The organism is Bradyrhizobium sp. ERR14 (assembly GCF_014198235.1).
In the GTDB taxonomy this organism is placed as follows: domain Bacteria; phylum Pseudomonadota; class Alphaproteobacteria; order Rhizobiales; family Xanthobacteraceae; genus Bradyrhizobium.
Genome location: NZ_JACIHD010000025.1, coordinates 14374 through 28631 on the forward strand (window position 1 = coordinate 14374; position 14258 = coordinate 28631).

The following is a 14258-nucleotide window of genomic DNA, read 5'->3' on the forward strand; positions in this document are numbered from 1 at the left end:
CTTCCCCGGGGTCCATCGCGCGGGCGCATCCATCGGACGTTGGTGCCGATGGATGCGAAACGGACCCTAGAACATCTCCCCGATGCCCTCCGGTCAAGACCATTCAGTCGTTCGATTCGACCTGAACCGTCAGCAGAAAGGCGTAGATGTTGTCGAACTGGCTGTCGGTGAAGACCTCTTTCCAGGACGGCATGCCCTTGGCCGGACGCCCCTCATGCACCGTGGTCAAGAATTTCTCTCGCATCTCGTCGCCGTAGCGGTGACGCAGCAGCCTCAGATCGATCTTCCGCTCGCTCTGGATCGCGTCGGGACCATGGCAATGCGCACAGGTACCGTTGAAGATCTCCTTGCCCTGACCGACAGCTTCGGCATTTGACGCCAGCGCGTCGCCCTTGGTCTCGGTCGCGACGACGTTGGCCACTAGCGCCACGCCGGTCCCGGCGCCGGTCGTCGTTCCCGCCGGTGTCTGCACGGCGCTGAGGCGGAGAGGCTGACCGGTCGGCAGGCCATACTTCACCTTGAGATCGGCGATGGTCCGCTCGAGGTCCGGCAAGACCGCATCGATCTGGTCGCGCAGCTCTGTCGAGGCCTTCGCGAATCCGATCGCCGCGTCCCACGACAAACCTTCGCCTTCGGTGAGCTGAACGCGATAGCGATCCTGGTAGACGGTCTTGTTCAGCCAGCCGGCCACGGGTCCCCAGATAAAGGCGACGTCGGCCTTGCCCCGATCCAGCGCCTGCATGCCTTCCTCGGGCGACAGCACCGTCACCTTCTGGATGTCGTCACGCATCGCCAGGAGGTTTTGCGGCGTGCTGGCGAACTGCACGGCGACCCGTTTGCCCCGGAGATCGTCGACCCCTGAGATCGTCCGGTCCTTTGCGGTCACGAGGGCATAGCCTTCACGCGCAACCGTGCTCGAGAAGATCACGGCCGGCCCCATGAAATCCTCGGAGCGCGGCAGGCCGATCATGGCGTCGCATTGCTTGCCGAGCAGTGTGACGCGGACAGTGCGCTTGCCGAAATACGATTTGTACCAGTCGTAGGCGATCGGCCGCCCGAGCGCCCGCGCCAGCGCTTGCCCGATCTCGACATAGAGGCCGGGTTGCGAGGGGCTGTTGCTCGAGAACGGAAGATTGGTCGGATCGGCACAGAGCCGGAACGGCTGCACTTCGTTCGCGCGGCTCGGTGCGGCTGGCACGATGAGCGCGGAGCTGGCAACACATGCGAGCAAAGCTGCGATGGCGCGACGTCTGCTGTGGCCAAGGCCAGAACGATTTGGACGCATCCTCACCTCCCGTGGTTGGGCATCGTTGGCGTGACGTTGGGACAAGGCCTGGCCTCGGCCGCAACGACGCGATCACATTTTGGGAAAAGAGCGCGTGTATCCCGTCACCCGGGGATACACGCGCCAGTGGTCACTGGACGGAGAACACGAAGAGCGAGCCGCCCTCGGGAGCTGCAGCCGTCATCTTCTTGCCAACCTCGCCCAGGAACGCGGGCAGCGCTGCCGTGCGGCCGACGACGATGGCGACGTATTGCTTGCCGTCGACCATGTAGGTCACAGGACCCGCACCGATGCCGGAGCCGAGATTCTTGCTCCAGAGCATTTTGCCGGATTTCGCATCGATGGCACGGAAATCGCCATGGATGTTGCCGGCGAACACCAGGCCGCCGCCAGTGGTCAGCGTCCCGCCATTGAAGGGCAGGTCTTCCTTGATGGACCAGACCTTCTTCTGGTTGACGGGATCCCAGGCCACGAGCTCGCCGAGGAAGCCACCGGGGCCTTCCTTGGTCGGGAATTCGGCTCCGAGATAGAACACGCCGCGCTTGTAGGCGACGTCGCTGACCGACCAATCCATGCAGACATTGTTGGAGGGAATATAGACGAGGCCGGTCTGCGGGTTGAACGACATCGGCTGCCAGTTCTTGCCGCCGATCAAATTGGGGCAGATGTCCTTGGCGGGATGGCCGGGGCCCGGACGCTTGTCGGGATCCTCGACCGCGCGCATGGTGGCGAGATCGAATTTCTGCGCCCAGTTCGAGAAGACATACTTCTCCGCCGAAAGAACCTTGCCGGTCTCGCGGTTGGCGACGAAGAAGAATCCGTTGCGATCCGCCTTCATCAGCGCCGGAACGTTGCTGCCGCCGATGTTGAGGTCGGCGAGCACGGCTTCGTTCACGCCGTCATAATCCCAGGCGTCGGCAGGTGTGGTCTGGATATGCCATTTGATCTTGCCGGTGTTCGGGTCGAGCGCCAGCGTCGAGGCCGTGTAGAGATTGGTCAGCTTGCCGAAATCGCCGTTGCCGGTCGAGCGCACGGCAGTGTTCCACGGGCCGGGATTGCTGGTGCCCCAATACACGGTATCGGTCTTGGGATCATAAGAGCCGACCAGCCAGGCCGCGCCGCCGCCATGCTGCGCGGAATCGCCCTTCCAGGTATCGCCGCCGGGCTCCTCCGGCGTCGGAACGGTATAGGTCTGCCAGGCGAGCTTGCCGGTGTTGATGTCGAAGGCCTGAAGCGCGCCGCGCACGCCGTACTCGCCACCGCCGAAGCCGGTGATGACCTTGTCGCGCACGACCAGCGGCGGCGAGGTGATGACCGAGCCCTGCTTGTAATCGACCACCTTCGCCGTCCACAGCGCCTTGCCCGTCGCGGCGTCGAGCGCGGTCAACTTGCCGTCGAGCCGGCCGACGAAGATCTTGCCGTCGGCGTAGGAGACACCGCGATTGTTCACGTCGCAGCAGGCGTATTGCAGCACGTCGTCCGGAATCTCCGGCTCGTAGGTCCACTTTCGCGCGCCGGTCGCAGCGTCGAGCGCATAGACGTATTTCGGTCCCCATGATGTCGAGACGTACAACGTGTTGCCGATGACGATCGGCGAGGATTCGTTCGAGCGCAGCGATGCAAGCGAGAACGAATAGGCAAGCGACAGCTTGCCGGCGTTCTCGGCGTTGATCTGGTTGAGCGGGCTGAAACGCGTGTTGGCGTAGTCGTGGCCCGCGACCGCCCATTGATTGGAATCGGATTGCGCTTTGAGCAGTGAATCGTTGGCGCGAACGCCAATCGTGCCGGCGCCCAGCATCGCGATCATCGAAATGCCGGCCAAGAAGCCCCTCGTTCCAAAGGTCATTTATTCCCTCCGTGATGTTGCTTTGCGCGCCACGTTGAGCGCCGATGCGCTTTTGCGCTTTTCGATACGCAGTTCGACTGCGAACCATCACGGAAATTACAGCATCGCCTTTTCGCGCTTAGTATAGGCGGAAGGTAGTAGTGCAAATCACTGGCGGGCTTGGCCGCTCATCTCGTTGTCGGCACTCGTTTCTTGTCGCTTGTTGGCAGCTCGAAACCAGCGATCGGATTGCGGCAACATCGTGTGGCCATCCGCGCGTTCCGTCGAAAGTCGGCATCAGCGACGACCGCAAATCACGACGACGGCTCAACCGCGGCGAGGGCTGCTGAGCGGTTACAATATCCGTCAATGTCGCTGTATCGTTGCAGCTCGCTTTGACCGGCCCGCATTCAGGCACGAGGGTGATGCTCGGCGGCGAAACCATCTCGAGAGATTGGTTGTCTTCTTCGCGTCCATCGATCGCCAGGGATCAGGGCGGACTTGGGCAGGCCGCCTCCCGGCAGGCCGGCCAAGCCGGTCCGGCTCGTCATGGCGGACCAACATTCCAATAAAATCAATGACTTATCGTGCAAAACCCTACTACCAAGATCGCGATTACAAAGTTGCCCGGCCGTGCTCCTATTTGCGGAGCGACGACAGGAGTCGTCCCAAGGGAGAGACAATCGGCGGCGCCAGGACCGACATCCACGGGGCGAGCAGCCTTCGCGCGATGGCAGAGCAGGACGCCGCGGAAGACGCGAGAGACCATCTCCTTGCAAGTTTCAGACAGGTCGCGCCATGCACTGGCGGCGACACGGATCGGTGTTGTCTGATCGCGGCGCCTCGACGACCGTTTCGTGACACCCGGCGACCCAAAATCCCAGTTGCAAAGTTTCATCGCGCTGTTTCTAATTGGAATAACTACAAACATTCTGGGAGGACGACACCGTGTCTACAGTCAAACTGACAGTGAACGGCAAGGCCGTTGCTGTCGACGTCGAGGACCGCACGCTGCTGGTCCAACTGCTGCGCGATCATCTCAATCTCACGGGGACCCATGTCGGCTGCGACACCAGCCAGTGCGGCGCCTGTGTCGTGCACATGGACGGCCGAGCGGTGAAATCCTGCACCATGCTGGCGGGCCAGGCCGACGGCGCCAGCATCACCACCATCGAAGGCATCGCCAAGGGCGACGAGCTGCATCCGATGCAGGCCGCCTTCCGCGACAATCATGGCCTGCAATGCGGCTATTGCACGCCGGGCATGATCATGTCGGCGATCGACATCGTGCACCGCCATGGTGGTCAGCTCGACGAAGCCACCGTCCGCACCGAGCTCGAAGGCAATATCTGCCGCTGCACCGGCTACCACAACATCGTCAAAGCCGTGCTGGATGCAGCCGGGCGCATGAAGGTCTCGCAGGCGGCCGAGTAAAGCGGCGCGCCTCGAAAAGAACCACGGCTGCAGCTTTCGAGGGAAAGCGCGGTCAAAGAAATTTCCGGTCGGGAGGACCAGACATGGGTGTTGAAGGCATCGGCGCGCGAGTCGTGCGCAAGGAAGACAAGCGTTTCATCACCGGCAAGGGCCGGTACGTGGACGACATCAAATTGGTGGGCATGACCCATGCCCATTTCATCCGCAGCCCGCACGCCCACGCCAAGGTGAAGGGGATCGATTCCTCCGCCGCGCTGAAGATGCCGGGCGTGGTCGCCGTGCTCACGGGCCGAGAGATTGTCGACGACAAGGTCGGCAATCTCATTTGCGGCTGGGCCATCACCTCCAAGGACGGCAGCCCGATGAAGATGGGCGCATGGCCGGCGATGGCGCCGGAGACGGTGCGCTTCGTCGGGCAGGCCGTCGCGGTCGTGATCGCCGAAAGCAAGAATCTGGCGCGCGATGCGGCCGAGGCCGTCGTCGTCGATTACGAGGAACTTCCCGCAGTCGCCGACGTCCAGGCCGCGATCAAGTCTGGCGCGCCGCAGCTTCACCCCGAAGCTCCCGGCAACCAGGTCTATGACTGGGTGATCGGCGACGAGGGCGCCACCGATGCCGCCTTCGCCAAGGCCGCCAATGTGGTCAAGCTCGACGTCACCAACAACCGCCTCGCCCCGAACGCGATGGAGCCGCGCGCGGCGATCGCCGATTACGACGCGGCGGAAGAGCATTTCACGCTCTATACGACCTCGCAGAACCCGCACGTCGCCCGCCTCGTGCTCTCGGCGTTCTACAACATCGCCCCCGAGCATAAGCTGCGCGTGATCGCCCCTGATGTCGGCGGCGGCTTCGGCTCCAAGATCTTCATCTATCCCGAAGAGATGGTGGCGCTGTGGGCCTCCAAGAAGGTCGGCCGTCCCGTGAAATGGACCGGCGACCGCACCGAGGCCTTCCTCACCGACGCGCACGGCCGCGACCATGTGACCCATGCCGAGATGGCGTTCGACGCCAACAACAAGATCACCGGCTTCAAGGTGAAGACCTACGCCAATTTCGGCGCCTACATGTCGCTGTTCTCGTCCTCGGTGCCGACCTATCTCTACGCGACGCTACTGTCGGGCCAGTACAACATCCCGGCGATCCATGCCGAGGTGATCGGGGTCTACACCAACACCACGCCGGTCGACGCCTATCGCGGCGCGGGCCGCCCCGAGGCGAGCTATCTGATCGAGCGGCTGATGGAAACGGCGGCGCGGCAGCTCAAGGTCGATCCGGCCGAACTGCGCCGGACCAATTTCATCACCCAGTTCCCGCATCAGACGCCTGTGATCATGGCCTATGACACCGGCGACTTTAACGCCTCGCTCGATGCCGCGATGAAGGCGATCGACTATGCCGGCTTCGCCGCGCGCAAGGCGCAAGCCAAGTCGCAAGGCAAGCTGCGCGGCATCGGCGTGTCCTGCTACATCGAGGCCTGCGGCATCGCGCCGTCGAAGGCGGTCGGCAGCCTCGGCGCCGGCGTCGGCCTGTGGGAATCGGCCGAGGTGCGCGTCAACCCGGTCGGCACCATCGAGATCCTGACGGGATCGCACAGCCACGGCCAGGGCCACGAGACCACGTTCTGCCAGCTCGTCGCCGATCGCCTCGGCGTTCCCATCAGCCAGGTCTCGATCGTCCATGGCGACACCGACAAGGTGCAGTTCGGCATGGGCACCTACGGCTCGCGCTCGGCGGCCGTCGGCCTCACCGCGATCCTGAAGGCCATGGAGAAGATGGAATCGAAGGCCAAGAAGATTGCGGCCCATGCGCTGGAAGCTTCCGAGGCCGACATCGTCATCGAGAACGGAGAGTTCAAGGTGACCGGCACCGACAAGGCGATTGCCCTGCCGATGGTCGCGCTCGCGGCCTACACCGCGCACAATCTGCCTGACGGGATGGAGCCGGGTCTGAAGGAGAGCGCCTTCTACGATCCGACCAACTTCACCTTCCCGGCCGGCACCTATATCTGCGAGCTCGAGGTCGATCCCGGCACCGGCAAGACGTCCTTCGTCAACTTCGTCGCGGCCGACGATTTCGGCCGGCTGATCAACCCGATGATCGTCGAGGGCCAGGTCCATGGCGGCCTTGTTCAAGGCATCGGGCAGGCGCTGCTCGAGCACGCGATTTACGACGCCAACGGCCAGCCGGTCACGGCCTCGTTCATGGACTACGCCATGCCGCGCGCCGACGATGTGCCCTCCTTCAACCTCTCCCACACCACGACCCTTTGCCCGGGCAATCCCTTGGGCATCAAGGGCTGCGGTGAGGCCGGCGCGATCGGCGCCTCTGCGGCCGTGATCAACGCGATCACGGATGCGATCGGCAAGAACAATCTGGAAATGCCCGCAACCCCTGATCGGGTGTGGCGCACGATCAACGCGGCTTAAGAGGGAGGAACGAAGATGTACCAGACCACCTATCATCGCGCTTCCTCGGTCGACGAGGCTGCAAGCCTGTTCGCCAAGGGCAGCGAGTCCAAGTTCCTTGCCGGCGGCCAGACGCTGCTGCCTGTGATGAAGCAGCGCCTCGCAAGCCCGTCCGACGTGATCGACCTCGGCAAGATCAAGGAGCTGCAGGGCGTCGAATTGTCGGGCGACACGCTGACCATCAAGGCCGCCACGATCTATTACGACATCATGACCAATGCCGATGTGAAGAAGGCGATTCCTGCGATCGCCTATCTCACCTCGGTGCTCGGCGACCCCGCCGTGCGTTACCGCGGTACGATCGGCGGCTCGATCGCCAACAACGATCCAGCCGCGGATTTCCCCGCTGCATTGCTCGCACTCGGCGCCACCGTGAAGACCAACAAGCGGTCGATCTCGGCCGAGGACTTCTTCCAGGGCCTGTTCACCACGGCGCTCGAAGACGGCGAGATCATCACCGCCGTGTCGTTCCCGGTGCCGGCGAAAGCAGGCTACGAGAAGATGCGGCATCCGGCCTCGCGCTTTGCGCTGACCGGCGTGTTCGTCGCGCAGACCAAATCGGGCGAGGTTCGCGTCGCCGCGACTGGTGCCTCGCAATCCGGTGTGATGCGGGTGCCCGCGATTGAAGCCGCGCTGAAGGCGAACTGGTCGCCGTCGGCGATCGATGGCGTCAGCATTTCGGCGAGCGGATTGCTGGCTGACATCCACGGCACTGCCGAGTACCGCGCCAACCTCATCAAGGTAATGGCGCAGCGCGCGGTGGCCGCGGCGCGCTGATAGCGCCTCGACACAAATTTTCCGCGGCGCGCACTTCGGTGCGCGCCGTTTTATTTTGGCGGTGCGGCATCAAAAGCGCTTGCCTCGCTGGCATGAAGGCGAGAAAAGTTAATCAGCCGATTAACTCGCTCCAAGAATAATGTCAGCGGCGATACCGAACCATCGGCATCCGCCCGCGACCCGAGGAAACAACAACGTGCTCGATAAATCAGCGCCCACCTCGACCGTCCGCGCCTCCGGCCCGCTCTCGGGCTTCCGCATCGTCGAATTCGCCGGCATCGGCCCTGGCCCGTTCGCCTGCATGATGCTGGCGGACATGGGCGCCGACGTCGTCACGCTCGACCGGGTCGGCGCGAAGAAGAGCATGAAGTCGGTGGCGGGACGCGGCCGCAAGGTGATCGAGCTCGACCTGAAGGACAAGGCGGCGATCGCAGAGGTGCTCGACCTGCTTGCCAGCGCCGATGCGCTGGTCGAGGGCTTTCGTCCCGGCGTGATGGAGCGGCTCGGGCTCGGGCCGGACGTCGTGCTCGCTCGCAATCCCAAACTGGTCTATGGCCGCATGACCGGCTGGGGCCAGGAAGGCCCGCTCGCCAACGCGGCCGGCCACGACATCAATTACATCTCCATCACCGGCGCGCTGGCCGCCATCGGCACGAAGGAAGCACCGGTGCCGCCGCTCAATCTGGTCGGCGATTTCGGCGGCGGCGCGCTCTATCTCGTCGTCGGCGTGCTCGCAGCCCTGCTGGAAGCGCAGCGATCCGGCAAGGGCCAGGTCGTCGATGCCGCGATGTGCGACGGGGCGGCCTCGCTGATGTCGTTCTTCTTCGACATGACGACGCTGGGCCGCTGGACCGAGGGGCGCAACCAGAACTTCCTCGACGGCGGCGCGCATTTTTACGGCGTCTATGAATGTGCCTGCGGGCACTTCGTCTCGATCGGCTCGATCGAGCCGCAGTTCTACGCGCTGCTGCGCGAGCATGCGGGCCTGACGGATGCCGATTTCGACGCGCAGATGAACCCCAAGGCCTGGCCGGCGCTGAAGGAGAAGCTGAAGGCCGTGTTCAAGAGCAAGACGCGCGAGGACTGGTGCAAGATCATGGAAGGCACCGACATCTGCTTCGCGCCGGTGCTGACCATGTCGGAAGCAACCCAGCATCCGCACATGGTCGCCCGCAACGTGTTCGTCGAGCGCCACGGCGTGAAGCAGCCCGCCCCGGCGCCGCGCTTCTCGCGGACACCGTCGGCGGTGCGTGAGCCGGAGCCGGCGGAAATCGGCGCGGTGATGCAGGCGTGGAAGAGGTAAGTCTCACCCGGACAAAGGTCGCGTAGGGTGGGCAAGGGCGCGCAGCGCCGTGCCCACGTCTTCGCATCAACTGGGCAGGACGTGGGCACGCTTCGCTTTGCCCACCCTACGGCAGTGTGCGTGAGGCTGGAACCTACGCCGCATCCACCTTCAAAACCCCGCGCCGGATCTGATCCTCCTCGATCGATTCGAACAGAGCCTTGAAATTGCCCTCGCCGAATCCGTCGTCGCCCTTGCGCTGGATGAACTCGAAGAAGATCGGGCCGATCGCGTTGGCCGAGAAGATCTGGAGCAGCACCTTGGTCTGGCCGCCCTCGACCACGCCCTCGCCGTCGATCAGGATGCCGTTCTTCTGGAGACGCGCGAGGTCCTCGCCATGCTTGGGCAGGCGCGCGTCGATCCGCTCGAAATAAGTCTCGGGCGGCGGCGGCATGAACGGCAGGCCGGCGTCACGCAGGTCTTCGATGGTGCGGTAGATGTCGCGGCAGCCGCAGGCGATGTGCTGGATGCCCTCGCCGCGATAGGTCTTCAGATATTCCTCGATCTGGCCGGAATCGCCGGCATCCTCGTTGATCGGAATCCGGATCTTGCCATCCGGGCTGGTCAGCGCGCGGGAGAACAGTCCGGAGGCGCGGCCCTCGATGTCGAAGAAGCGGATCTGGCGGAAGTTGAACAGCTTCTCGTAGAAGCCGGCCCAGACATCCATGCGGCCGCGGTGGACGTTGTGGGTGAGATGGTCGAGATAGAACAGGCCGGCGCCGGCAGGCCGCGGATCGCGTGCGCCGAGCCATTCGAACTCGGCATCATAGGCCGAACCTTTAGCACCGTAGCGGTCGACCAGATAGAGCAGGCTGCCGCCGATGCCCTTGATCGCGGGCACGTCGAGCGTCTTCTGCGCCGATGACACATCGGCAGGCTCCGCACCGAGCGAAATCGCGCGGTCATAGGCCGCCTTCGCATCGACGACGCGGAACCCCATCGAGGGCGCGCAGGGCCCGTGCGTGGCAACGAACTCGTAACCGTGGCTGCCCGGCTCCTCGTTGACGAGATAGTTGATGTCGCCCTGGCGGTAGACCGTGATCTTCTTGGTCTTGTGGCGCGCGACGGGCGCATAGCCCATCAGCTTGAACAGCGCATGCAGCTCTTCTGGATTGGGATGCGCATATTCGACGAACTCGAACCCATCGGTGCCCATCGGATTGTCGGCGCTAACAGTGGCCGGCAGTGCATCGTGCGGAAACGGTCCCATAGACGGCTCTCCCAAATTGCTGCTGGGAGGAACTATCCTTCATGGAGCCCGCAATGAGCGTGCAAACGAGACGGTCTTTGGCTATCATATGCACAATCCGTGCATGATAAGGGCAAACGACGCATGATTTCGGTTGACGCCTTCGACCTCAGGATCCTGGGCGCGCTCCAGGACGATGGCCGCCTCACCAACCAGGAGCTCGCCGACCTCGCGGGGCTTTCGGCCTCACAATGCTCGCGCCGGCGGATGCGGCTGGAGGAGGAGAAGGTGATCGCGGGCTATCACGCCGATCTCTCCAGCGAGGCACTCGGCTTCGGCGTGGTCGCCTTCATCCAGGTGACGCTCGCGACTCACTCGCCGGATAACTCGAAGCGGTTTCGCGCATTGGTTGGCCGTATCGACGAGATTCAGGAGGCCTATTCGCTCACCGGTGACGCCGACTACGTGCTGAAGGCGGTGCTGCGCGATCTCAAAGGGCTCTCCAACCTCGTCAACGACGTCTTGATGCCGCATCAGAGCGTGGCGCATGTACGCTCTTCCATCGTGCTCGACAGGCTGAAGGAGAGCTCGCGATTGCCGCTCAGGGAGATCAAGGCCGGCTGAAATCGAGGGAACTACGTCATTCGCGCTTCCCCCGCGATCTGCGATGATCCCGGCCAATCCGGAGATTCAGCCATGGCCCTCCAGCTTCGACCGAACTGCGAATATTGCGACCGCGACCTGCCGCCCGATGCAATTGATGCGCGGATCTGCTCCTACGAATGCACGTTCTGCGCGGATTGCGTCGAGACGAAACTCTCCAACGTCTGCCCGAACTGCGGCGGCGGTTTTGCGCCGCGCCCGATCAGGCCGACGCAGGAATGGCGGCCGGGCGTCTGCACGAACAAGCAGGTGCCGTCGGACAAGCGGGTGCATTTGAAATACAGCGTCGAGGACGTCGCGGCACATTGCGCGCGGATACGGGACGTGCCGCCGGAGAAGCGGTAGATCTCGTAGGGTGGGCAAAGGCGCGTTAGCGCCGTGCCCACGTCATCGATATGGTGGGCACGCTTCGCTTTGCCCACCCTACGAGACCGGAGCGCGCCGTAATCACTCCGCCGCCAAAATCGTCCCCTCGACCTCGCCGAAGCCGACGCGATAGCCGTTGCCCTGGCACCAGCCGCGCATCACGAGGCTGTCGCCGTCTTCCAGGAAGTAGCGCTTGGCGCCGCCGGGCAATTCAACTGGCTCGGTGCCGTTCCAGCTGATCTCGAGCAAGCTGCCGCGCTGGTTCTTTTCCGGACCGGAGATGGTGCCGGACCCTAAGAGATCGCCGACATTCATGGCGCAGCCGGAGGAGGCATGGTGCATCAGCTGCTGCACCGAGGACCAATACATGTATTTGAAATTGGTGCGGCTGATGCTGGCGGGCGCGTTGGCGCCGGCGGCGCGCAAGGAGACGTCGAGCTCGACATCGTAATTCTGCGGCTTGCCCTGCCTGAGATAATCGAGCGGCACCGGCTGCTGCTCCGGTCCGTTCAGGCGGAACGGCTCCAGCGCCTCGCGCGTCACCACCCAGGGGCTGATCGAGGTCGCGAACGCTTTGGCCAGGAACGGACCGAGCGGCACATATTCCCATTGCTGGATATCGCGCGCGCTCCAGTCGTTGAGCAGCACGAAGCCGAAGATCATCTCTTCGGCTTGTTGCTCGCTCAGCATGCCGCCCATCGGCGAGGATTGGCCGATCACGACGCCCATCTCCAGCTCGAAATCGAGCCGCTTGCAGGGCCCGAAGCTCGGCACCTCGACATTCGGCGGCTTCAGCTGCCCGCGCGGCCGCTTCACCTGGGTGCCTGAAACCACCACTGTCGAGGCGCGGCCGTTATAGGCGATCGGCATATGCAGCCAGTTTGGCTGCAGCGCATTGTCCTTGCCGCGGAACATCACGCCGACATTGGTGGCGTGCTCCTTCGACGAATAGAAGTCGGTATAGCCGGAGACGGTGAACGGCATGTGCAGTCTGGCATCGCGCATCGGCACGAGCGCGCGGCTACGCAGTTCCCCATTGTCACGCAGCTCAGCATGATCGGCCCGCAGAAGCTCACTGATCCGCGCCCGGGTCTTGGCCCAGACCTTTGGCCCTAGCGTCATGAAGGGATTGAGCGAGGGCCCGGAGAACACCCCGAGCGGGCCGACATCGAGGCGGGAATCCTGCTCGAGCTCCCAGAGATCGAGCACGTAATCGCCGATCGCGACACCGACCCGCGGCGTCGGATTCCCCGCGGTCGAGAACACGCCATAGGGCAGGTTCTGGATCGGGAAGTCGGAGGCGGGATCGATCTCGATGAAGGAGCAGAGGCTGGGGTCGTTGGGATGGGGCATGGGTTTCCCGTTGCGCAGCGGTGACGGTGTCACCCTCCCCTGGAGGGGGAGGGTCGGCTCATATTGAGCGCAGCGAAATATGGGACGGGGTGGGGTGATCTCTCAACGCGGGCAGTGTTCCTTGCGGAGAGACCGTCACCCCACCCCGCTACGCATTCCGCTTCGCTGCATGCGTAACGACCCTCCCCCTCCAGGGGAGGGTAAGAGAGACTACGGCTTGTTCGGATCGAACCGCTTCTCGAGCCCCTTCCAGCAATCCGCGTAGTCGTCCTGCAGCGTGGACGCGTTCGCGGCGTGGGCGGTGACGCGCTGCGGGTAGCGGGTCTCGAACATGAAGGCCATCGTCCCCGTCAGCTTCACCGGCTTCAATTCGCCGTTGCTGGCATGCTCGAAGGCGTCGCGATCGGGGCCGTGCGGCAGCATGCAATTGTGCAAGGAGATGCCGCCGGGGACGAAGCCTTGCGGCTTGGCATCGTAGACGCCGTAGATCAGGCCCATGAACTCGCTCATGATGTTCATGTGATACCAGGGCGGCCGGAAGGTGTTGTCGGCGACCATCCAGCGCTCGGGGAAGATCACGAAGTCGATATTCGCGGTGCCCGCCGTCTCCGACGGCGAAGTGAGAACCGTGAAGATCGAGGGATCGGGATGATCGAAGCCGATCGCACCGACCGGCGAGAAGGTGCGCAGATCGTATTTGTAGGGCGCGTAATTGCCGTGCCAGGCGACGACGTCGATCGGCGAATGCGGCAGAGTGGTCTTGAACAGCGAGCCGCCCCATTTCACGTAGAGCTCTGTCGGCGTGTCCTTGTCCTCGTAATGCGCGACGGGGGTGAGGAAGTCGCGGGCGTTGGCAAGGCAATTGGCGCCGATCGGCCCGCGCTCCGGCAGCGTGAAGGCGCCGCCGTAATTCTCGCAGAGATAGCCGCGCGCCGGCCCGTTCGGAATCTCGACGCGGAACTTGACGCCGCGCGGGATCACGACGATCTCGCCGGGCTCGGCATCGATGCGGCCGAACTCGGTGACGAGACGAAGATTGCCCTGCTGAAGCACGAACATCAGCTCGCCGTCGGCATTGTAGAAATGCTGGTCCACCATCGATTTGGTGATGAGGTAGACATGCGCGGCCATGCCGGCCTGCGTGTTCACGTCGCCCGCCGTCGTCATGGTCTGCACGCCCTGGACGAAGGTCATTTCTTCCTTCGGCAGCGGCGTCGGATCCCAGCGCATCTGCGCGATCGGCAGATCGTATTCGTGGCACGGTGCGGAGCGCCACAGGCCGGCATCGACCTTCTCGAAGCGCCCGGAATGCTTCACCGAGGGGCGGATGCGGTAGAGCCAGGAACGCTCATTGGTGCCGCGCGGCGCGGTGAAGGGCGAGCCGGAGAGCTGCTCCGCGTAGAGCCCGTAGGCGCAGCGCTGCGGCGAGTTGCGCCCGATCGGCAGCGCGCCCGGCAGCGCCTCGGTCTCGAAGCTGTTGCCGAAGCCGGACATGTAGCCCGGCGTCACCTGCGCCGAGCTTCGGACGATCTGATCGGGCGAGGTGTTGATGTTCATCA

11 protein-coding genes are annotated in these 14258 nt (G+C 63.8%); 6 read left to right on the forward strand and 5 right to left on the reverse strand.

Translation table 11 applies throughout. From position 1 onward, the window contains the following. Window positions 1-103: 103 nt before the first annotated feature. Both GGD62_RS35935 and GGD62_RS35940 read right to left on the reverse strand, forming a co-directional pair. On the reverse strand, window positions 104-1285 hold the full coding sequence (locus tag GGD62_RS35935) for a c-type cytochrome (protein WP_210318036.1): 1182 nt from the start codon (window positions 1283-1285) through the stop codon (window positions 104-106). 130 nt (window positions 1286-1415) lie between these two features. Continuing rightward, on the reverse strand, window positions 1416-3131 hold the full coding sequence (locus GGD62_RS35940) for a PQQ-dependent methanol/ethanol family dehydrogenase (protein ID WP_246800423.1): 1716 nt from the start codon (window positions 3129-3131) through the stop codon (window positions 1416-1418). A 927-nt stretch (window positions 3132-4058) separates the two neighbouring features. On the opposite strand from GGD62_RS35940, the gene GGD62_RS35945 reads away from it, so the two are divergent. From GGD62_RS35945 to GGD62_RS35960, 4 genes are all read left to right on the forward strand, one after another. After that, window positions 4059-4544 (forward strand): (2Fe-2S)-binding protein, encoded by a 486-nt coding sequence (locus tag GGD62_RS35945; RefSeq protein WP_018321562.1) that lies wholly within the window; start codon window positions 4059-4061, stop codon window positions 4542-4544. An 83-nt stretch (window positions 4545-4627) separates the two neighbouring features. Beyond that, entirely contained in the window at window positions 4628-6970 is a 2343-nt protein-coding gene (locus tag GGD62_RS35950; protein WP_018321563.1) for a xanthine dehydrogenase family protein molybdopterin-binding subunit, read from the forward strand. A 15-nt stretch (window positions 6971-6985) separates the two neighbouring features. Beyond that, a complete protein-coding gene (locus GGD62_RS35955; protein WP_092261368.1) occupies window positions 6986-7786 on the forward strand; it encodes a xanthine dehydrogenase family protein subunit M in 801 nt (266 codons plus the stop codon). Window positions 7787-7982: 196 nt separating this feature from the next. After that, window positions 7983-9089 carry a CaiB/BaiF CoA-transferase family protein gene (locus tag GGD62_RS35960; RefSeq protein ID WP_179739702.1) on the forward strand — a complete coding sequence of 369 codons (1107 nt, stop codon included), beginning with the start codon at window positions 7983-7985 and terminating at the stop codon, window positions 9087-9089. 133 nt (window positions 9090-9222) lie between these two features. Here the strand turns inward: GGD62_RS35960 and hppD are convergent, their stop codons facing one another. Next, window positions 9223-10338: a 4-hydroxyphenylpyruvate dioxygenase gene (hppD, locus tag GGD62_RS35965; protein WP_183713137.1), complete on the reverse strand. Its 1116-nt coding sequence runs from the start codon at window positions 10336-10338 to the stop codon at window positions 9223-9225. 123 nt (window positions 10339-10461) lie between these two features. On the opposite strand from hppD, the gene GGD62_RS35970 reads away from it, so the two are divergent. Continuing rightward, the gene (locus GGD62_RS35970; protein WP_026202578.1) at window positions 10462-10941 is read left to right on the forward strand and encodes an Lrp/AsnC family transcriptional regulator; all 480 of its coding nucleotides are present in this window, start codon (window positions 10462-10464) and stop codon (window positions 10939-10941) included. 72 nt (window positions 10942-11013) lie between these two features. Beyond that, on the forward strand, window positions 11014-11325 hold the full coding sequence (locus tag GGD62_RS35975; protein WP_183237794.1) for a DUF1272 domain-containing protein: 312 nt from the start codon (window positions 11014-11016) through the stop codon (window positions 11323-11325). 102 nt (window positions 11326-11427) lie between these two features. Here GGD62_RS35975 and fahA read toward each other — a convergent pair whose 3' ends face one another. Next, on the reverse strand, window positions 11428-12699 hold the full coding sequence (gene fahA / locus GGD62_RS35980; RefSeq protein ID WP_183713139.1) for a fumarylacetoacetase: 1272 nt from the start codon (window positions 12697-12699) through the stop codon (window positions 11428-11430). A 210-nt stretch (window positions 12700-12909) separates the two neighbouring features. Next, window positions 12910-14256: a homogentisate 1,2-dioxygenase gene (hmgA, locus tag GGD62_RS35985; RefSeq protein ID WP_183713142.1), complete on the reverse strand. Its 1347-nt coding sequence runs from the start codon at window positions 14254-14256 to the stop codon at window positions 12910-12912. Window positions 14257-14258: the final 2 nt, after the last annotated feature.